General features: G+C 74.7%; 21 protein-coding genes. 11 read left to right on the plus strand and 10 right to left on the minus strand.

From position 1 onward, the window contains the following. Window positions 1-41: 41 nt before the first annotated feature. A complete protein-coding gene (gene fabI / locus GCU56_RS12680; protein WP_163482104.1) occupies window positions 42-812 on the minus strand; it encodes an enoyl-ACP reductase FabI in 771 nt (256 codons plus the stop codon). Beyond that, complete coding sequence (gene fabG / locus GCU56_RS12685) at window positions 812-1,516, minus strand: 3-oxoacyl-ACP reductase FabG (RefSeq protein WP_163482105.1); 705 nt, start codon at window positions 1,514-1,516, stop codon at window positions 812-814. Before fabG ends, fabI begins: the two co-directional genes overlap by 1 nt. Before the next feature lie 107 nt (window positions 1,517-1,623). Between fabG and GCU56_RS12690 the strand changes: the two genes are divergently transcribed. From GCU56_RS12690 to GCU56_RS12710, 5 genes are all read left to right on the plus strand, one after another. Then, entirely contained in the window at window positions 1,624-1,929 is a 306-nt protein-coding gene (locus GCU56_RS12690; RefSeq protein WP_163482106.1) for a hypothetical protein, read from the plus strand. A 117-nt stretch (window positions 1,930-2,046) separates the two neighbouring features. Next, window positions 2,047-3,012 (plus strand): ABC transporter ATP-binding protein, encoded by a 966-nt coding sequence (locus GCU56_RS12695; protein ID WP_345771812.1) that lies wholly within the window; start codon window positions 2,047-2,049, stop codon window positions 3,010-3,012. Next, window positions 3,002-3,904 carry an ABC transporter permease gene (locus tag GCU56_RS12700; protein ID WP_163482107.1) on the plus strand — a complete coding sequence of 301 codons (903 nt, stop codon included), beginning with the start codon at window positions 3,002-3,004 and terminating at the stop codon, window positions 3,902-3,904. Before GCU56_RS12695 ends, GCU56_RS12700 begins: the two co-directional genes overlap by 11 nt. Further along, complete coding sequence (locus tag GCU56_RS12705) at window positions 3,901-4,851, plus strand: ABC transporter ATP-binding protein (protein ID WP_163482108.1); 951 nt, start codon at window positions 3,901-3,903, stop codon at window positions 4,849-4,851. The genes GCU56_RS12700 and GCU56_RS12705 overlap by 4 nt, the downstream gene beginning before the upstream one ends. Continuing rightward, on the plus strand, window positions 4,848-5,576 hold the full coding sequence (locus GCU56_RS12710; RefSeq protein ID WP_163482109.1) for an ABC transporter permease subunit: 729 nt from the start codon (window positions 4,848-4,850) through the stop codon (window positions 5,574-5,576). Before GCU56_RS12705 ends, GCU56_RS12710 begins: the two co-directional genes overlap by 4 nt. A 230-nt stretch (window positions 5,577-5,806) precedes the next feature. Here GCU56_RS12710 and GCU56_RS12715 read toward each other — a convergent pair whose 3' ends face one another. The 3 genes from GCU56_RS12715 to GCU56_RS12725 all read right to left on the minus strand — a co-directional run bounded on the left by GCU56_RS12715 (window position 5,807) and on the right by GCU56_RS12725 (window position 8,887). After that, complete coding sequence (locus GCU56_RS12715) at window positions 5,807-7,051, minus strand: 3-deoxy-7-phosphoheptulonate synthase (protein WP_163482110.1); 1,245 nt, start codon at window positions 7,049-7,051, stop codon at window positions 5,807-5,809. Window positions 7,052-7,250: 199 nt separating this feature from the next. Next, a complete protein-coding gene (locus GCU56_RS12720; RefSeq protein WP_345771813.1) occupies window positions 7,251-8,519 on the minus strand; it encodes an RNA polymerase sigma factor in 1,269 nt (422 codons plus the stop codon). Next, a complete protein-coding gene (locus tag GCU56_RS12725) occupies window positions 8,516-8,887 on the minus strand; it encodes a YciI family protein (protein ID WP_163482111.1) in 372 nt (123 codons plus the stop codon). The genes GCU56_RS12720 and GCU56_RS12725 overlap by 4 nt, the downstream gene beginning before the upstream one ends. 112 nt (window positions 8,888-8,999) lie before the next feature. Here GCU56_RS12725 and GCU56_RS12730 point away from each other — a divergent pair, with 112 nt between their 5' ends. After that, the gene (locus GCU56_RS12730) at window positions 9,000-9,476 is read left to right on the plus strand and encodes a YybH family protein (protein ID WP_163482112.1); all 477 of its coding nucleotides are present in this window, start codon (window positions 9,000-9,002) and stop codon (window positions 9,474-9,476) included. Here GCU56_RS12730 and GCU56_RS12735 read toward each other — a convergent pair. Next, on the minus strand, window positions 9,431-10,654 hold the full coding sequence (locus tag GCU56_RS12735; RefSeq protein WP_163482113.1) for an MFS transporter: 1,224 nt from the start codon (window positions 10,652-10,654) through the stop codon (window positions 9,431-9,433). The two genes, GCU56_RS12730 and GCU56_RS12735, sit on opposite strands and share 46 nt — an antisense overlap. 21 nt (window positions 10,655-10,675) lie before the next feature. Here GCU56_RS12735 and GCU56_RS12740 point away from each other — a divergent pair, with 21 nt between their 5' ends. Beyond that, on the plus strand, window positions 10,676-11,284 hold the full coding sequence (locus GCU56_RS12740; RefSeq protein WP_163482114.1) for a TetR/AcrR family transcriptional regulator: 609 nt from the start codon (window positions 10,676-10,678) through the stop codon (window positions 11,282-11,284). 335 nt (window positions 11,285-11,619) lie between these two features. Next, window positions 11,620-12,003, plus strand: coding sequence for a helix-turn-helix domain-containing protein (locus GCU56_RS25865; RefSeq protein WP_440588743.1), 384 nt, complete (start codon window positions 11,620-11,622; stop codon window positions 12,001-12,003). Window positions 12,004-12,044: 41 nt separating this feature from the next. Here the strand turns inward: GCU56_RS25865 and GCU56_RS12750 are convergent, their stop codons facing one another. Together GCU56_RS12750 and GCU56_RS12755 are read right to left on the minus strand one after the other, a co-directional pair. Continuing rightward, window positions 12,045-12,689 (minus strand): winged helix-turn-helix transcriptional regulator, encoded by a 645-nt coding sequence (locus tag GCU56_RS12750; protein ID WP_163482115.1) that lies wholly within the window; start codon window positions 12,687-12,689, stop codon window positions 12,045-12,047. A gap of 5 nt (window positions 12,690-12,694) precedes the next feature. Then, entirely contained in the window at window positions 12,695-13,129 is a 435-nt protein-coding gene (locus GCU56_RS12755) for a VOC family protein (protein ID WP_163482116.1), read from the minus strand. Window positions 13,130-13,342: 213 nt separating this feature from the next. Here GCU56_RS12755 and msrA point away from each other — a divergent pair, with 213 nt between their 5' ends. The 3 genes from msrA (at window position 13,343) to GCU56_RS12770 (ending at window position 16,134) form a co-directional block, all read left to right on the plus strand. Further along, on the plus strand, window positions 13,343-13,858 hold the full coding sequence (gene msrA, locus GCU56_RS12760; RefSeq protein ID WP_163482117.1) for a peptide-methionine (S)-S-oxide reductase MsrA: 516 nt from the start codon (window positions 13,343-13,345) through the stop codon (window positions 13,856-13,858). A gap of 106 nt (window positions 13,859-13,964) precedes the next feature. Continuing rightward, entirely contained in the window at window positions 13,965-14,882 is a 918-nt protein-coding gene (locus tag GCU56_RS12765) for a hypothetical protein (RefSeq protein ID WP_163482118.1), read from the plus strand. A gap of 280 nt (window positions 14,883-15,162) precedes the next feature. Beyond that, entirely contained in the window at window positions 15,163-16,134 is a 972-nt protein-coding gene (locus tag GCU56_RS12770) for a quinone oxidoreductase family protein (protein WP_163482119.1), read from the plus strand. Between the two features lie 60 nt (window positions 16,135-16,194). Here the strand turns inward: GCU56_RS12770 and GCU56_RS12775 are convergent, their stop codons facing one another. Beyond that, window positions 16,195-17,151, minus strand: a complete 957-nt coding sequence (locus GCU56_RS12775; RefSeq protein WP_163482120.1) for a VWA domain-containing protein — start codon at window positions 17,149-17,151, stop codon at window positions 16,195-16,197. Further along, window positions 17,148-18,131, minus strand: a complete 984-nt coding sequence (locus GCU56_RS12780; RefSeq protein ID WP_163482121.1) for a DUF58 domain-containing protein — start codon at window positions 18,129-18,131, stop codon at window positions 17,148-17,150. The genes GCU56_RS12775 and GCU56_RS12780 overlap by 4 nt, the downstream gene beginning before the upstream one ends. Window positions 18,132-18,168: the final 37 nt, after the last annotated feature.

An 18,168-nucleotide genomic window follows, 5' to 3' on the forward strand; every position in this document is an offset into this window, starting at 1 on the left:
GCGCGGATGCGGTCCCACGCCGACGGCGTGGTCCCGGGACCTCACACGCCGACGGCGTGGAAGCCCCCGTCCACGTGCACGATCTCCCCGGTCGTGGCCGGGAACCAGTCCGACAGCAGGGCGACGACGGCCTTGCCGGCGGGCTCGGTGTCGGTGACCGACCAGCCCAGCGGGGCGCGGCCCTCCCACGCCTCCTCGAACTGCGAGCTGCCGGGGATCGACTTCATCGCCATGCTGCGCAGCGGGCCGGCCGCGACCAGGTTGACCCGCACGCCCTCGGGGCCCAGCTCCCGGGCCAGGTAGCGCGACGTGGACTCGAGCGCCGCCTTCGCCGCCCCCATCCAGCCGTAGACCGGCCAGGCCACCGTGGCGTCGAAGGTGAGCCCGACGACGGAGGCCGTGTCGCCGAACAGCGGGCGGCAGGCGTTCGTGAGCGAGGCCATCGACCAGGTCGACACCTGGAACGCCGTCGCCGCGTGCTCCCACGCCACCTCCGGGAAGCCCTCGCCCATCGCCTCCTGCGGTGCGAAGCCGATCGAGTGGACGACGCCGTCGAGGGAGTCCCCGACGTGCTCGCGCAGCCGGTCGGCCAGGGTCGACAGGTGCTCGGCGTTGGTCACGTCGAGCTCGACCACCGGCGCCTCCCGGGGCAGCCGCTTGGCGATCCGCTGGCACAGCGACAGCGCCCGGCCGAAGTTGGACAGGACGACCGTGGCGCCCTCCTGCTGCGCGATCCGGGCGGTCGCGTACGCGATCGACGCCTCGGTGAGGACCCCGGTGACCAGGATCGTCTTGCCCTCGAGGATGCCCATCAGTGCCCCATTCCCAGTCCGCCGTCGACCGGGACGACCGCCCCGGTGATGTAGCCCGCCGCGTCGCTGGCCAGGAACCGCACGACGCCGGCGATCTCGTCGACGTGCGCGTACCGGCTCAGCGGCACCTGCGCGAGGATCTCCTGCTGCCGCTTCTCGGGCAGCTCGGCCGTCATGTCCGTCTCGACGAAGCCGGGCGCGACGACGTTGGCCGTGATGCCGCGGCTGCCCAGCTCCCGGGCGATCGAGCGGGCCAGGCCGACCAGGCCGGCCTTGCTCGCCGCGTAGTTGGTCTGTCCGGCCGAGCCCAGCAACCCGACGACCGAGGAGATGAAGACCATCCGGCCCGACCGGGCCCGCACCATCTTGGCCGAGGCCCGCTTGGCGACCCGGTAGGCGGCGGTGAGGTTGGCGTCGAGGACGTCGGCGAAGTCGTCCTCCTTCATCCGCATCAGCAGCCCGTCGCGGGTGATGCCGGCGTTGCTGACCAGGACCTCGACCGGGCCCTGGTGTTCCTCGACCGCGGTGAACGCGCGGTCGACGTCCTCGGCGCTCGTGACGTCGCACCGCACGCCGAACAGCCCGTCGGGGGCGCCGCTGCCGCGGTGGGTCACCGCGACGCTGTCGCCCTGCTCGGCGAAGGAGCGGGCGATGGCCAGCCCGATCCCCCGGTTCCCGCCGGTCACGAGCACCGATCTGCCCACGCGCCATCCTCCTGACAACCGGCGAACCCCGTCAGGGGCCGAACCTAGTGGGTGGTCGCAGGTCACACCTCCGCGCGGCGGGCGGAGGAGGGCGGCAGACTGGGCCGGTGCCGCCGCCGCCCTCCGACGTCCTCTCCGGCGCGCGCGGCGTCGTCCGACTGCTGAACACCGCCGGCGGCCGGGTGCTGTGCCTGGCCGGGGACGTCGACGCCGCGGCCGTCGCCGCCTTCCTCCGCCGCTACGGCCGGGAGCCCGCCCGCGTCGAGTGCATCGACGCCGGCTCGGTGACCGCGCTGTCCCCCGCGGCGCGGGAACTGCTCCTCGACCACCTCGAGGCCGCCGAGCGGGCGGGGCGCACGGTGACCGTGCGGCGGTCGGCGCCGGTCGACCGTGAGCTGACCGGCTCCCGCTGACCGCGCTCCACCCGGGGGACGACACCGGGATCAGACCGGGGTGGGACGACGCGCGGGCCGGTGGGCAATAGCGTGCTCCGTGCGCCAGAGGAGACGGCCGCGCCATGGAGGAGGACCGTGACCACCACCGGAACCGGTGCCGCGGCCGCCCCGGACGCGCCGTTGATCGCCACCTCCGGGCTGACCCGGCGGTTCGGCGCGGTGACGGCGGTCGACGACCTCACCGTCGACGTCGCGCCGGGCGTGGTGGGCCTGGTCGGCGCCAACGGCGCCGGCAAGTCGACGCTGCTGAAGATCCTGCTCGGCCTGCTGCCGGCGACGTCGGGCCGGGTGAGCGTCCTGGGCCTGGACGTGGCCACCGCCGGAGCCACCATCCGGGAGCGGGTCGGGTACATGCCCGAGCACGACTGCCTCCCCCCGGACGTGTCGGCCACCGAGTTCGTCGTGCAGATGGCGCGGCTGTCCGGCCTGCCGAAGACGGCCGCCCGGGAGCGGACCGCGGACACGCTGCGGCACGTGGGCCTGTACGAGGAGCGCTACCGGCCCATGGGCGGCTACTCCACCGGCATGCGTCAGCGGGTGAAGCTCGCCCAGGCCCTCGCGCACGACCCCGCGCTGGTGCTGCTCGACGAGCCGACCAACGGGCTGGACCCGGCCGGGCGGGACGACATGCTGGGCCTGATCCGCCGCATCGGCACCGACTTCGGCATCTCCGTGCTGGTCACCTCCCACCTGCTGGGTGAGCTGGAGCGGGTGTGCGACTCCGTGATCGTCATCGACGGCGGCCGGCTGCTGCGCTCGTCGTCGACCGCCGACGTGACCGCCGCCAGCTCGGTGGTCGTCGTCGAGGTCGACGCGCGGGAGAACGAGGTCGCCGCGCGGCTGCGGCAGGCCGGCCTCGACGTGCACCTGGTCGGGCGGCTGCTCGAGGTGGGGTTGCGCGGCGACGCCACCTACGACCTCGTCCGGGACGGCGCCGACGACCTCGGCGTGGGCCTCGTCCGGATGGAGCGACGCCGGCACCGCATGGCCGAGTTGTTCACCCGCACCGCGGACGAGGGAGGTGGGCCCGGTGCCGCCTGAACCGGTCAGGGACGCCCGGGAGCTCGGGGTCATCCACGACATCGGGTACCGCCACTACGACGGCCCGCGGCTGGGACGCGCCTACATCCGCCGGTCCCTGTACGCGGACAGCGCCAAGGGCGCCTACGGCCTGGGCCGGGCGGCGCGCACCAAGGTCATGCCGATGCTCCTGTTCGCGGCCATGTGCGTGCCGACCCTCGTCATCGTCGTCGTCGCGTCGGTCACCGGTGGCGACGAGCTGCCCGTCGGGTACACGACCTACCTGGTCCAGCTGCAGGTGGTCGTGGCGGTCTTCGTCGCCGCCCAGGCGCCGGTGAGCGTCTCGCGCGACCTGCGGTTCGGGATCATGCCCCTCTACTTCTCCCGCCCCATGCGGCCCGTCGACTACGTCCAGGCCCGGTACGCCGCCCTGGCGACGGCGGTCTTCCTCCTGCTCGCCGCGCCGCTGACCATCCTGTTCGCCGGGGCCCTGCTGGCCGAGATGCCGGTGGGTGAGCACCTGCCCGACTACCTGCGCGCCCTGGTGTACGCGGTCCTCCTGGCGGTCGTGCTCGCCGGGTTGGGGCTCGTGCTGGCCGCCTTCACGCCGAGGAGGGGCCTCGGCGTCGCGGCCATCGTCGCGGTGCTGCTGGTCCTGTCCGGCGTCCAGACGGCGGCGCAGGCCATCGCGGTGGAGCAGGGCGCGGACACGGCCGCCGGCTACACCGGCCTGGTCTCGCCGTTCAGCCTCGTCGACGGGGTCACCCGGGAGCTGGTCGGCACCGACAGTCCGCTGCCGGCCGGGCCACCGGGCGCCGTCGGCACGCTCGTCTTCACCGCCGTCACCGCGCTGGTCGTCCTGGCCTGCTACGGCGTCCTCCTCCGTCGCTACCGGAGGGTGACCGGCGCATGACCACGGTGAGCATCGAGCAGGTGTCCTGCTGGTTCGGCAACGTCGTCGCCGTCAACGACGTGACCATGACGATCGGCCCGGGCGTCACCGGCCTGCTCGGACCCAACGGCGCGGGCAAGTCCACGCTCATCCACATGATGGGCGGGCTCCTGGCCCCCTCCAGCGGCTCGGTCACCCTGGACGGCGAGACGATCTGGCGCAACGAGGACGTCTACCGCCGGATCGGCCTCGTCCCCGAGCGCGAGGCCATGTACGACATCGTCACCGGCTGGCAGTTCGTGCTGGCCAACGCCCGGCTGCACCGGCTGCCGGATCCGGAGTCCGCTGCCCGCCGGGCCCTGGAGACGGTGGAGATGACCGGTGCGCAGGACCGGGGCATCGCGACCTACTCCAAGGGCATGAAGCAGCGGGTCAAGATGGCCACCGCGCTGGTGCACGACCCGCCGGTGCTGCTGCTCGACGAGCCGTTCAACGGCATGGACCCCCGCCAGCGCCTCCAGCTGATGGACCTCCTCCGGGACATGGGCCGGCAGGGGCGGACCGTCCTGTTCAGCTCGCACATCTTGGAGGAGGTGGAGCAGATCGCCACCGACATCCAGGTCATGGTCGCCGGCCGGCACGCGGCCTCCGGCGACTTCCGCGAGATCCGGCGCCTCATGACCGAGCGGCCGCACCAGTACACGATCCGCTCGGACGACGACCGCACGCTGGCGTCGGCCATCATGGCCGAGGCGAGCGTGTCGGGGGTGCAGCTCGACCCGGGTCAGCGCAGCACCGGCCACGGCGGGCGGAGCGGCTCCGGCGGCCTGCACGTCCAGGCCCTGGACTTCGCCGCGTTCGTCCGGGTGCTGCCGCGGCTGGCCCGCCGCCACGGCATCCGGCTGTACGAGGTGAGCCCGGCGGACGAGTCCCTGGAGAGCGTCTTCACCTACCTGGTGTCGCGGTGAACGCGACCGTCGCCCGGCTGACCGCCCGCAGCCTGCTCGGACGCCGACGTGCCCTGCTGCTGCTGCTCCTGCCGGCCGTGCTCCTCGCCCTGTCGGGGGTGGCGCGGGCGCTCGCGGGCACCGAGGAGGACCTGGCCGTCGGACTGCTCGGCGGGTTCGCCCTGGGCACGCTGGTGCCGCTGCTCGGCCTGATCGCCGGCACGGGCGCGATCGGGCCGGAGATCGACGACGGCTCGATCGTGTACGTGCTCGCCAAGCCGCTGGACCGGCACTCGATCGTCGTGACGAAGCTGCTGGTGGCGGTGGCCGTCGTGACCGCGCTGGGGGCCGTCCCGACGTTCGCGGCCGGGGTCCTGCTGACCGGGACGGCGGGCACGCTGGCGGTGGCGTTCGGCCTCGCGGCGGCCGTCGCCGGCATCGCCTACTGCGCGCTGTTCGTGCTGCTGGCGGTCGTCACCCGCAACGCCGTCGTGGTCGGCCTGCTGTACGCGCTGGTCTGGGAGACGCTGATCGGCCAGTTCGTGCCGGGTGCGCAGGCGCTGAGCATCCAGCAGTGGGCGCTGGCGATCGCCGACGAGGTCGTCGGCTCCCGGGCCGGGCAGCTGGGCGTGACGTCGGCGGTCGGCCTCCCCGCCGGGGTGGTCCTGCTCCTGGCGGTGACCCTCGGCGCCACCTGGTACGCGGGCCGGCGGCTGCGCACCATCCGCCTGACCAGCGAGGTCTGATCCGCCGCCGGACCGGGACGCGCCGGTGACGACGGGCCGAGGGACCACCCCAGCCGATGGCGAGCCCGAACAGCGGCGCGTCGGCGAACCGGTGGTGCACGTCGGTGCAGCGGGCGCGATCGGTGTCGTCGCCGACCAGCCACGCCGGCATCGCGGCTCGCCGGTCCCGGGCATCTCGCAGGCCACCCACGACGGCCGGGGACGGGGGTGCGCGCGATCAGCCCGCGCTGCTACTCACCCGCGCGGGTGGCGCGCCGCGCCCGGGCGGCCTCGGCCAGCTCGGCCAGCAGCGTCTCCGTCGTCGCGAGGTCGACGCAGGCGTCGGTGACGCTCTTCCCGTACTCCAGCGTCGCCGGTCGCCCGCGGTCCAGGTCCTGGCGGCCGGCCACGAGGTTGCTCTCGATCATCACGCCGCGGATCGCCTGCTCCCCGCCCGCGATCTGCCCGGCCAGGTCGCGCACGACGTCGACCTGGCGCCGGTGGTCCTTCTGGCTGTTGCCGTGGGAGGCGTCGACCACCACCACCTCCGGCAGACCCCGTTCCGACAGCTGCCGCTTGGTGTCGGCGATGTGGGCCGCCGAGTAGTTCGGCCCGGACTTGTCCCCGCGCAGGATCACGTGGCCGGTCTCGTTGCCGGTCGTCGACAGCTGGGCGCTCACCCCGTGGTGGTCGACGCCCAGGAACTCGTGCGGCGCCCGCGCGCTCCGGACCGCCTGGATGGCGGCCTCGATGCTGCCCTCCGGCGAGTTCTTGAAGCCGACGACGGAGGAGAAGCCGGACACGCGCTCCCGGGCTGTCTGGTCGGTGACGTTGCGCGCGCCGACACCGTTGTAGGTGACCAGCCCGTTGACGTACTGCGGCGTCAGCGCGTTCAGCGGTTCGGCGGCCACCGGTACGCCGAGGGCGGTGATGCCGCACATGAGCATCCGGGTCGCGACGAGCCCGACGCTGATGCGGCTCGATCCGTCGAGGAACGGGTCGTAGGCGAAGCCCTTCCAGTCGACCTCGGTCCGCGGCTTCTCGGTGTACGTCCGCATCAGGATCTCGAGGTCGGCACCGTGCCGCTCCCGCATGCGCGCGATGAAGCCGGCGTACTCCAGGGCGGCGACCGGGTCGTGGATGGAGCAGGGGCCGGCGATGACGGCCAGCCGGTCGTCGCGGCCCTCGACGATGTCGGTGGCGGCCTTGCGCCCGGCTCGCGTCGTCGCAGCCGACGCCGCCGGCAGCGGGACGACGGCCGCGACCGCCGCCGGCGTGACGACGACGCTCAGACCGGTGATCCGCGCGTTCACCAGGTCGGACAGGTCGACCTCGTCCGCGGCTGCGACGCCCAGCCGCTGCTGGACGCCGGGCAGCAGTTCCGCCAGGGCGGCGTCGATCTGCCCGTTCACCCGGGTCTGGACCTCCAGCAGCTGATCGGCGATCCGCGTCGCGTCGTCCAGGATCCGGTCGGCCGGCAGGGTGGCCTGCTCCATCGTCCCCACTCTCCAGGTCCTCGGTGCGGCGGGGCTCCGCTCGGGCGGCTCCCGGCTCGCCACCGGTCCGCTCGACGGACCGGGGGGACCTCGTCCCCAGCGGCTCCGGTGGCCGCCAGTCGGGAAGCCAACCACAGGCAGCGCGAGGGCACGCCGCCGGCGTCGCCGTCGTCCGGGCGCCGGATGCTCCCGGGGCCGGTCAACGCCGCGGCGGGTCCCCGACGTCGCCACGCAAGCGGTCGGCGCGTCGTTCCAGGTAGCGGCGCTCGGGCAGGTTGAGGGTCCGGCGCGCGGCCCGCTCGTACGCGCCGCGCGCGGCGTCGGCGTCCCCCGCGAGTTCCAGCAGGTGGGCGTGCACCGCGATGGTCCGGTGGTGCTCGGCGAGGGCGGCGGCGGAGCCGGCGAGCAGGGTGCCGAGCTCGACCAGGCCGGCCGCCGGCCCGTGCACCTCGGCGACGGCGACGACCCGGTTCAGGGCCACCATGGGGCCGGGGTCGACGGTGCCGAGCAGCTCGTACAGCCCGAGGACCTGCCGCCAGTCGGTGTCCTCGACCGACGCGGCCTCGTCGTGGACGGCGGCGATCGCCGCCTGCAGCTGGAAGGCGCCGATCGGCGTGGCGGCGAGGGCGGCGGAGACGAGCGCGGTCCCCTCCGTGATCGCCGCCCGGTCCCAGCGGCCGCGGTCCTGCTCGGCCAGGGGCACGAGGCTGCCGTCGGGCCGGGTCCGCGCCGGGCGGCGGGCATCCGTGAGGAGCATCAGGGCGAGCAGACCGGCCGTCTCGCCGTCCTCCGGCAGGGCTCCGTGCAGCTGCCGGGTCAGCCGGATCGCCTCGCTGCTGAGGTCGACCCGGTGCAGGGCGGCTCCGGAACTGGCGGTGTGCCCCTCGGTGAACATCAGGTAGAGGACGTCCCGGACGGCGGCGACCCGCTGCGCGCGTTCACCGGGAAAGGGCAGCTCGAACCGCGCACCGCTGGCCCTGATCCGCTGCTTGGCCCGGCTGATCCGCTGGCCGACCGTCGCCGGGGGCACGAGCAGCGCGCCGGCGATCTCCACGGTGCTCAGGCCGCCCACCGCGCGGAGCGTGAGCGGCACCTGCGCGTCCGGCGGGACCGCGGGGTGGCAGCAGAGCAGGAACAGGGTGAGCGTGTCGTCGGCGGACCCGACGACGACCGGCTCCTCCGGCTCCAGCGCCGCCACCGACTCCTCCCGGCGGCGACGGGCGACGTCCTGCCGCCAGGCGTCGGTCCACCGCCGGGACGCGACGGTGACCAGCCAGCCGGCGGGGTTGGCGGGCACCCCCTCGTCCGGCCACTGGGTGGCGGCCGCCATCAGCGCGTCCTGGACGGCGTCCTCGCAGGTGTCGAAGGAGCCACAGCGGCGCAGCAGCGCCGTCAGGACCCGGGGTGCCAGCGCGCGCAGCAGGTCGTCCAGGTCCGGGGTCCCCGGCCGGCCGCGGGCCCTCGTCACAGGTCCAGCTGGCTCATGTCGAAGACGGGCCGCACCTCCACCGAGCCGGTCGCGGCGTCCGGTGCCCGGGCGGCGATCGCCACGGCCCGGTCGAGGTCGGGGACGTCGACCAGGTAGAAGCCGGCCAGGTACTCCTTGGCCTCGGCGAACGGTCCGTCGCTGGTGAGCGTCCGCCCGTTCCGCACGCTCACCAGGGTGGCGGTCGACGGGTCCGGCAGGCCCTCCGAGGCGACCAGTTCCCCGGTGCCCGCGAGTTCGTCGGTGAGCGCCAGGTGGGCCCGGCCGAAGGCCATCCGCTGCTCGTCCGACAGCTGCTCCCACACCGCGCGGGACTGCGGGTTGCTCTGGATCAGGATCAGGTACCGCACGGGTCCTCCTCGGGCCGCTTCCGCCACCGACACCACCGTGTCGAAACCGGCCGCGCGGCTTCGACACCCCTCTGACGGGTCCCGACCGGGATCCGAGGAGAGAGGAACGGCCATGACCAGCGTGCAGCACGGACAGCCGGCCCAGAGCACGACGACGCGCGAGGAGCAGCAGGTCCGCGAGGTGGTCGAGGGCAGGAGCCACGCGATCGAGCAGCGGGACGCCGACCGGCTCGCCGGGTGCTACGCGCCCGACGTCGTCGTCTTCGACCTGGCCCCGCCCCTGCGGCAGCCGGCCGCCCAGGTGCTCGACCCCGCCAGCCACCGGGCGTGGTTCGCCACGTTCGAGCCGGGGATCGAGTACGGCACCCGCGACCTCACGGTCACGGTCGGCGGGGACGTGGCGGTCGCCCACGGCCTCGCGCGGCTGGCCGCGACCCCCCGGGGGTCGGCGGAGGGCTTCGCCATGTGGTTCCGGCTGACGCTGTGCCTGCGGCGGACCGACGGCGGCTGGCTCATCACCCACGAGCACGTCTCGACGCCGTTCTACATGGACGGCTCGTTCCGCACGGCGGTCGACCTGCAGCCGTGACCCGTCGCAGGACGACGCTCGGCCACCGCAGCGGCGACGAGCAGGAGCGCTCCGGCGGCGAGGAAGGCCGTCGCCGTCCCGGCGGCCTCGCTGACCATCCCGAGCACGACCGCGCCGGCGGCCTGCCCGACGGTGAGCCCGACGAACAGGACGGCGGCCGCGGCCGGCGCTGCGGCGGGCCTCCGGTGCGCGCCCCAGGCGAGCAGCACACCGCTCAGCGCGACGAAGGCAGCGCCGAAGCACCCGAGGGCGAGCGCCGCGGGCAGCACCGTTCCCGGCAGCACACCGAGCAGCGCCGTGCCCGTGGCGGCGGCCACCACGGTGCTCCGCCACGCCGCTCGGAGGCCGACTCGACGGACCAGCACCCCGCTGAGCCCACCGAGCAGGCCGGCCGCCCCGAGGAGGCACCACAACAGACCGGTCACCGCTGGGGACAGGCCCCCGTCGGTGGCCAGCAGGTCGCGGGCGAAGGTCCAGACTCCGGCGCAACCGGCGCCGGCGAGCACCGCGGCGACCAGCGGCCGGCCGAGTCCTCGGACCGTCGACCGCTCCTCCGGACCGGGGGCGTCACCACCGGCCCGGCCGTCCCGTACCGACTGCCAACGGGTGCGGCGGTCGGCCCACGCGGTGACCAGCAGCGCCAGCACGGCGAACCCCACCCACGACCAGCGCCAGGCGTCGGGGACCGCCAGCACCAGCAGGCCGCCGCCGACCACGCCGGCCCCGGTCCCGCCGTTCACCAGGCCCTGGGCCCGCGCCTGGTCCGGGGACGGGACCGTTCCGGCGACGGCGGCGACCAGTGCCGGCGTGGCGGCGCCGGCACCGCTCCCGGCGATCAGCGCCCCGACCGCCAGCGAGGCCCCGTTCCAGGCGACGGCCACGATCAGCGAGCCGAGCGCCGCGGTGCCGCCGGCGGCCCACAGGGCCTGGCGGGCCCGCCCTCCACCGACGAGGCCGCTCGCCACCACGGCGGCGCCGCAGTAGCCGACGTAGCCGCCCGCCGCGATGGCTCCCGCAGCGCCGGACGAGAGCCCGAAGGCGGCGCGGAACTGCGGCAGGTGGAGGCCGTAGCCGTAGCGCGCCAGGCCGTAGGTGACGGCGATGACGGCCACCCCGGAGACGACCAGCGATCGCGCGCGCGCCCGCTCGTCGGAGCGGCGTAACGATCGTTTCAGCATAACGCTCGTTACAGTAGTGGGATGACGAGGGGAGCGGCCAGTCGACCGGCCCGCGAGCGGCTGCTGGCCGCGGCGGGCGAGCTCTTCTACGAGGCGGGCATCGCCGCCACGGGCGTGGACGCGGTGCTGGCACGCGCGGGCGCGGCACCCGCGACGATGTACGCACACTTCGCCGGCAAGGACGCCCTGGTCGCCGCCTACCTCGAGCAACGGCTCGAAGCGTGGCGGCAGACCTGGGACGACGTCCTGGCCGAGCGTGACGACCCGGTCGACCGGCTGCTGTCGCTGTTCGACGCGGTCGCCCGGTACCGCTCGCGAGAGGGCACCCGCCGGGGCTGCGCATTCCTCGCGGCGGCCACCGAACTGCCGGCCGACCATCCGGGACACCGGTGGCTGGAAGCCGACACGCGCCTGCTCGTGGACCGCCTGGGCGCCCTGGCCTCCGCCGCCGGCCTCGAGAGCCCGGAGGACGCCGCCGCGACGCTCCTCCTGCTCTACGACGGCGCTCTGGGCCGTTTCGCCCGCGCCGCCACGACGCCCGGCCTGCCCGCCGACGACCCGCTGGTGCGCGCGCGCCGACTCGCCTCGGCATGGGTCGGCGCGCAGCTCGCCGGCCAGCGACGGAGCTGACCCGGGTGCCCCGGTGCCCGGCGTCACGCCCGACCGGACGGCGGAGCCCGGCTCCGCGCTGACGCCGTGCCGCGGCGGACCGACGGCGGCCTGCCGATCCCGGCGGGGCAGGCGGTCGACCGGCGGTCAGGCGACGTCTCGGCGTGTCACCTCGCGCGACGCACCGGTCACGGCCGGCGCACGGTCAACACCTGACGAACCGGACCGGTTCGTCTCGTGCGGACTGCGTCTCGCCACAGCACCCGCCCTTCCCTACGTTCAGTAGCAACGCAGATGCGCGGAGTCGCCGGCAGCGAGTCGGCCAACCGTCCCGTGACCGAACCGAGGAGAACGTCGTGTCCCTGCCCCCCACCCGCCCCGCCCCCGTCCCCGCCCACCAGGGCGCCTACGCCCAGCGCCCGTACACCCGCCCCGCCGTGCCGGTCTCCTCCGTCGCCGCACGCTCCGTTCCTGCCGGCGTCCGCCCGTACTCCGGCGTCGGCCCGATGGGCCAGCGCCCCGTCGCCGTGCGCCCCGTCGCGGAGCGCCCCGCCCCCCGCCCGGCGGTCAGCTTCCTGACCGTGGCCGAGGTCGCCGGGATCATGCGGGTGTCGAAGATGACCGTGTACCGCCTGGTGCACGGCGGGGAGCTGAGCGCCGTCCGCGTCGGCCGGTCCTTCCGCGTCCCCGAGCCGGCGGTGCGCGAGTACCTGAGCGAGGCCCGCACCGACGTCGCCTGACGAGCAGCGGCGCACCCGCGGGGGGACCACTCGGGCGGCGCTCAGGCGGCGAGGTGGAACGTGCTGGCGAAGCGGCCGAGCAGGGCACCGGGCCCGCGCAGCACCTCGACCACGCCGGTGGCGATCGCCCGATCCGGGGTGAGCTCGCCGGAGATGACCCGGCGGATGCTCGCGCCGGCGGCGGCGAAGGCGAGGTCGACCGGTCCGTCCCCGCGCGTCACGTCCAGGCTGGAGCCGTCCACCCGGATGAGCAGCTCGGCGGGACCGAAGCGCGCCGCGTAGGCGGTCGCCGGCAGGTCCGCCGCCACCTCCGGCCGGAAGGCGCTGCGCAGGTCCATGGTCATCGAGTCGGGGGTGAGGACCTGCTCCTCCCGGGGATCGCCCATCCCCTTGTACCCCCAGGCGCCGAGCGCCAGCACGACCGGCTCGAGCTCACGGCCGTAGGGCGTCAGCTCGTAGACGATGACGCGCGAGCGCGGCGCCCGGCGGATGACACCGGCCGCCTGGAGCTCCTTGAGCCGCGCCGCCAGGATGTTGCTCGGGATGCGAGGGAGACCCGCGGCGAGCTCTCCGTAGCGGCGCGGCCCGACGAGCAGGTCGCGCACGATGAGCAGGGCCCAGCGCTCCCCCACGAGCTCCAGGGCCCGGGCGATGCCGGAGTACTGCCCGTAGTCGCGTGCGGTCACCGACCTCAGGCCTGCTGGTTCGCGACCGCCTCGGGACCCTGCTCGGCGGCGACCGGGTCCATCCAGCCGAACTCGAGGACGTTGCCGTCGGGGTCGGTGAGCTGACGCTGGTACATGAACCCGTAGTCCGAGGCGGGTCGCGACTCCGAGCCGCCCGCGGCGAGGCCGTCGGCGACCGCTGCGTCGACCTGCTCCCGGCTGTCGAGGAAGATCGCGGTCGACACCGACGGGCTGATCTTCGGGTCGCCGATCGGCAGGTCGGTGAAGGTCTGGAAGAACTCGCGCACCAGGATCATGACGTAGCTGTGGCCGTCCTCGACGACGACGCAGGCGGCGTTGTGGTCGGTGAACTGCGGGTTGATGGTGAACCCGATCGCCGTGTAGAACGCCTTCGCGCGCTCCAGGTCGGTCACCGGCAGGTTGACGAACATCGCGGTCATCGCGGTCTCCCTCTCGTGGGGCCCGGTGTGGGCGAGGACCACGCTTGCAAAAAGCAAGTGACCGGTCAACACCTTTGAGCCTCCGGCCGTGGTCTCCGTCCGGCCGTTCTCCCGGGGCAGCTCCGGCACGTCAGCACTCTGGGGCGCCGAGGAGGAAACACCGGACCGGTTCGCGGTGTTCACCCGTCGTGCTGGACACAGAAGGAGGCACACGTGACCACTGAGACCGCGATCCTCGCCGGCGGCTGCTTCTGGGGCGCCCAGGAGCTGCTGCGCAAGCGCCCCGGCGTCATCTCGACCCGCGTCGGCTACTCCGGCGGCGACACCCCCGACGCCACGTACCGCAACCACGGTGACCACGCCGAGGCGGTCGAGCTCGTCTTCGACCCCGAGGTCATCTCGTTCCGGGAGCTGCTCGAGTTCTTCTTCCAGATCCACGACCCGTCGACCAAGGACCGGCAGGGCAACGACCTGGGCCGGAGCTACCGCTCGGCGATCTTCTACACGAACGAGGAGCAGCGGCGCGTCGCGCTCGACACGATCGCCGACGTCGACGCCTCGGGCCTCTGGCCCGGCAAGGTCGTCACCGAGGTGGTCCCGGCCGGCCCGTTCTGGGAGGCCGAGGAGGAGCACCAGGACTACCTGCAGAAGATCCCCTTCGGCTACACCTGCCACTACGTGCGGCCCGACTGGGTGCTCCCGCGGCGCGAGGCGCAGACCACCCGATGACCCGAGGTCCCCACCGGTCGCGTCGCGTGGCGGAACCGGTGGGGCGCCTGGGACCCGTGGGGCGCGGCGCCACCACCGGCGCCCGAACCGTGCCCACGATGGGGGCATGCCCGATCGACCGGACGCCGTCGCCGCACTGCCGGCCGCTCCGGGCGTGTACCGCTTCCGGGACGACGGCGGCCGCGTGCTGTACGTCGGGCGGGCCGGAGAGCTGCGCCGCCGGGTCAGCTCCTACTGGGGCGACCTTCGGGACCGCCGCCACCTGCGGCGGATGGTGCTCCGGGTCGCCCGGATCGAGGCGCTGGTCTGCGACTCGACGCACGAGGCCGCCTGGGCCGAGCGGAACCTGCTCGAGCGGTCGCTGCCACCGTGGAACCGGATCGTCGGCGGCCTGGAGGTGCCCGTCAGCATCCGCCTCGACCCCTCGCCCGAGGCGCCGCGCCTCGGCCTGGCCTCCGAGCACCGGCCGGCACCGGGTGTCCGCTGCTTCGGGCCCTACCTCGGGGCCCGCAAGGTGCGGCTGGCCGTGTCCGGACTGGAACGGCTGTACCCGATCAGCCACGCCGGCCCGACCCGCACCGCCGGCGAGCGCGAGCTGGCGCGGGTGCGCGGTGGACAGGACACCCCCGTCGCGCAGCTGGCCAGTGCCGTGGCGTCCGTGCTGGACCGCGAGCCGGCGGCGGTCGCCGACGCACTGGCCGCCCTGACCGCCCGGCGCGACACCGCGGCCGGGGCGCAGGCCTACGAGGCCGCGGCCCGGCTCCAGGACGAGATCGAGGCGGTCCAGTGGGTGGTCGCGCCGCAGCGGGTCACCACGCCCGGCGAGGCAGGCGACGAGGACGTCACCGCCTGGGTGGACGACGTCCTGGTCCGGCTCCGGCTCCGGGACGGCCGACTCCGGACCTGGGAGCAGGAGGCCTGCACCCGGTCGGTGCCCGGCACCCGGGCGCCCGACGGATGGGTGCCCTTCCTGCGTCGCAACGCGGAACTGGCCGCCCGGCTCGCGGCGCTGCCCGTCGGCTGAACGGGTCCACGGCGCGGAGGTGGCCCCGGCCGCATCCACCCGTCGTCGAGCGCCGTGGCGCAACGGTCCGACGACGCCCCTGACCTCACTGGACTGTCCCGGGCCGAGGTGACGTCTGGGTCTGGCACCCCTCCCGCCCCGAGTTCGACTGACGTCTGGGCAGGCCCTCTCGACCCGAGGCGGTCGTGCGATGCCTCGGGTGTCGGACGACCTCCGCCTCGGACGGAGCAGATCGGCGGCCGGCCCCTGGGCATGACCGTCGACCCCTAACCTCACCGGCATGCGTGCTGTGCAGATCACCGAGTTCGGTGGGCCCGAGGTCCTGAACGTCGTCGACGTCCCGGAGCCGGAGGCCGGTCCCGGCCAGCAGCTGTACGACGTCTCGACGGCCGGCGTGAACTACGCCGACACCCACCAGATCGAGAACTCCTACCTGGCCGCCCAGCAGCTGCCGCTGGTGCCCGGTGCGGAGTTCGTGGGGACGGCGGCCGGCGGCGGTCCCCGGGTGGTCGGCCTGCTCGACGGCGGCGGCTACGCCCAGAAGGTCGCGGCCCACCCCCGGCTGACCTGGCCGGTGCCCGACGGGGTGACCGACGAGCAGGCGCTCGCCGTCGTCCTGCAGGGCGCGACCGCCTGGCACCTGCTGCGCACCAGCGCGCACCTGGCCGCCGGGGAGACCGTCGTGGTCGTCGCCGGTGCCGGCGGGGTCGGCTCGCTCGCCGTCCAGCTGGCCAGGCGGTGGGGCGCCGGACGGGTCATCGCGACGGCGTCCAGCCCGGAGAAGCGGGCGCTGACCGAGGAGCTCGGCGCCGACGTCTCGATCGACCCCGCCCTCGCCGACGACGACCCCAAGGCCTTCGCCGCCGCACTGCGCGAGGCCAACGGCGGCAAGCCGGTCGACGTCGTCCTGGAGATGACCGGCGGCCACGTGTTCACCGGTTCGCTGTCGGCGCTCGCCCCGTTCGGCCGGCTGGTCACCTACGGGATGGCGGCGCGGCAGGACACCCCGTCCGTGGCGCCGGGCGCGCTCATGCAGCGGAGCCGGGCGGTCATCGGGTTCTGGCTGGCCCACTGCATGGCCCGGCCGCACATGATGGACGACGCGATGACCGAGTTGCTGCCCCTGGTGGCCGACGGCGCACTGACGCCGATCTCCGGCGGCCGCTATCCGCTCACCGCCGTCCGCGAGGCCCACCAGGACCTGCTGGCCCGCCGCACCACCGGCAAGCTCGTCCTCGACCCCGCACGCTAGCGGCCCTCCTGCGGGGACCCGCCGCGAGTGAGCGAGTGGCGGGGTCCAGGAGAGTCCTCCTCACAGCAGGCGGTTGGTCCAGAGCAGGCTGAGGACGACCCCGAGCAGCGCGAGCAGCACGCCGCCGCGGACGAACCAGTAGCTGACGTCGCGGGGCTCGGTGGTGTAGCCGATCTGGCTGCCGAGGTCCTCGTAGACCTGCTCGAGCTCCGCGGCGCTGGCCGCCTCGCTGTAGCTGCCGCCGGTCTCGTCGGCGATCTCCTCCAGCGTGGCCCGGTCCACCGGCACCGGTACCCGCTCGCCGTCGATGTCGAGCGTGCCGTAGTCGGTGCCGAACGCGATCGTGGACACCGGGATCTGCGCGTCGACGGCGGCGGCGACCGCCTGGGTGTCGTCGCGGCCCACGGTGTTGTAGCCGTCGGACAGCAGCACGATGCGGGCCGGCGCGAGCTCCTCGTCGCCGGCGTCCAGCGCCGACTGGTAGTTCTCGATCGCGTTGAGCGAGGTGAACACCGCCTCGCCGATCGCCGTGGACTCGGCCAGGTCGAGGTTGTCGATCGCGCTGCGCACCTGGCCGCGGTCGGTCGTCGGCGTCACCAGGGTGGTCGCCGTCCCGGCGAAGGAGACCAGGCCCAGGTTGATCCGCGCGGGGAGGACGTCGACGAACTCCTTGGCCGCGACCTGCATGGCCTCGAACCGGCTGGGCTCGATGTCGGTTGCCTGCATGGACAGCGAGACGTCCACGGCCATGATCACCGTCGCCCGCTCCCGCGGCACCCGGACCTCGGTGCTCGGGACGGCGAGGGAGACCACCAGTGCCGCCAGTGCCAGCGCGACCAGCCCGAACGCCAGGTGCCGCCGCCAGCCCGGCCGCTTGGGCACCAACGTCCCGAGCAGCGCGACGTTGGTGAAGCGGGCCGCGTAGGCCTTGCGGCGCAGTTGCAGCAGCACGTAGAAGGCGACCAGCGCCGCGACGGCCAGCAGGCCGAGCAGCCACAGGGGGGCCTGGAAGGTCATCGGGAGGCTCCTCCGCTGCCGGCCCGCCGGCGGTCGGCGACGAATCTGACGACGTCCATGAGCCAGTCGCGGTCGGTGCGCAGCTGCAGGTGACCGGCGCCCGCCCGGCGCAGCGCCGCGGCGATCGCCTCGCGCTGGGCGGCGGCCCCGGCGGCGAACCGGGCGCGGAACTCGGCGTCGCCGGTGGGCACCTCCAGCGTCTGCCCGGACTCCGGGTCGACCACGGTCAGCAGGCCGACGTCGGGCAGCTCGAGCTCCCGGGGGTCGACGACCTCGATGGCCAGCAGCTCGTGCCGGCCGGCCAGCCCGCGCAGCGGCCGCTCCCAGTCCGCGGTGCCGTGGGCGTCGGAGCCGAGGAAGTCCGAGACGACCACGACCAGCCCGCGGCGCCGCGGCGGACGACGCAGCGACTCCAGCGCCTCGGCGAGGTCACCGCGCCGTCCGCCCGACGCCCGCGGCGTGGCGACGACGGCGCGCAGCAGCCGGTCGGCGGCCAGCCGGCCGGACATCGCCGGGTAGCGGTCGACCCGCTCGCCGGTGGTGACCACGGCTCCCAGCCGGTTGCCGCCCCGGACGGTGAGGTGGCTGACCGCGGCCAGGCCGGCGATGGCAAGGTCACGCTTCTGGCAGTTGGCGGTGCCGAAGTCCAGGCTGGCCGAGAGGTCCACGACCGCCCAGGTCTCGAGCTCGCGGTCGGCGATCGTCTCCCGCACGTGCGGCACCTGGGTGCGAGCGGTCACCGGCCAGTCCATCCGCCGGACGTCGTCCCCCGGGTGGTAGGTCCGCGAGTCGCCGGCCTCGCTGCCCGACCCCGGCACCAGCCCGAGGTGGTCGCCCTGCAGCAGGCCGTCGAGACGGCGGCGGACGGTGAGCTCCAGCCGCTGGAGGAGGACGTCGGCGGGGCCCTCGGCGAAGGTCGGCGGCGCACCGTCGCCGCGGCCGGGGTCCACCCCCGACCCGGGTGTGTCGGCCCGGCTCATGCCGGGGGTCGGCGCGGGTCCGGCCGGCTCCGCCGGA

It is taken from the genome of Geodermatophilus sabuli, assembly GCF_010686765.1.
GTDB classification, from domain to species: Bacteria; Actinomycetota; Actinomycetes; order Mycobacteriales; family Geodermatophilaceae; genus Geodermatophilus; species Geodermatophilus sabuli_A.

Bases quoted from the DNA above. Each gene is read 5' to 3' on its own strand.
- GCU56_RS12770 (WP_163482119.1), top strand. From the start codon at position 15,163: ATGCGTGCTGTGCAGATCACCGAGTTCGGTGGGCCCGAGGTCCTGAAC.
- fabI (WP_163482104.1), bottom strand. From the start codon at position 812: ATGGGCATCCTCGAGGGCAAGACGATCCTGGTCACCGGGGTCCTCACC.
- GCU56_RS12765 (WP_163482118.1), top strand. From the start codon at position 13,965: ATGCCCGATCGACCGGACGCCGTCGCCGCACTGCCGGCCGCTCCGGGC.
- GCU56_RS12735 (WP_163482113.1), bottom strand. From the start codon at position 10,654: ATGCTGAAACGATCGTTACGCCGCTCCGACGAGCGGGCGCGCGCGCGA.
- GCU56_RS12775 (WP_163482120.1), bottom strand. From the start codon at position 17,151: ATGACCTTCCAGGCCCCCCTGTGGCTGCTCGGCCTGCTGGCCGTCGCG.
- GCU56_RS12705 (WP_163482108.1), top strand. From the start codon at position 3,901: ATGACCACGGTGAGCATCGAGCAGGTGTCCTGCTGGTTCGGCAACGTC.
- GCU56_RS12740 (WP_163482114.1), top strand. From the start codon at position 10,676: ATGACGAGGGGAGCGGCCAGTCGACCGGCCCGCGAGCGGCTGCTGGCC.
- GCU56_RS12755 (WP_163482116.1), bottom strand. From the start codon at position 13,129: ATGACCGCGATGTTCGTCAACCTGCCGGTGACCGACCTGGAGCGCGCG.
- GCU56_RS12715 (WP_163482110.1), bottom strand. From the start codon at position 7,051: ATGGAGCAGGCCACCCTGCCGGCCGACCGGATCCTGGACGACGCGACG.
- GCU56_RS12780 (WP_163482121.1), bottom strand. From the start codon at position 18,131: ATGAGCCGGGCCGACACACCCGGGTCGGGGGTGGACCCCGGCCGCGGC.
- GCU56_RS12730 (WP_163482112.1), top strand. From the start codon at position 9,000: ATGACCAGCGTGCAGCACGGACAGCCGGCCCAGAGCACGACGACGCGC.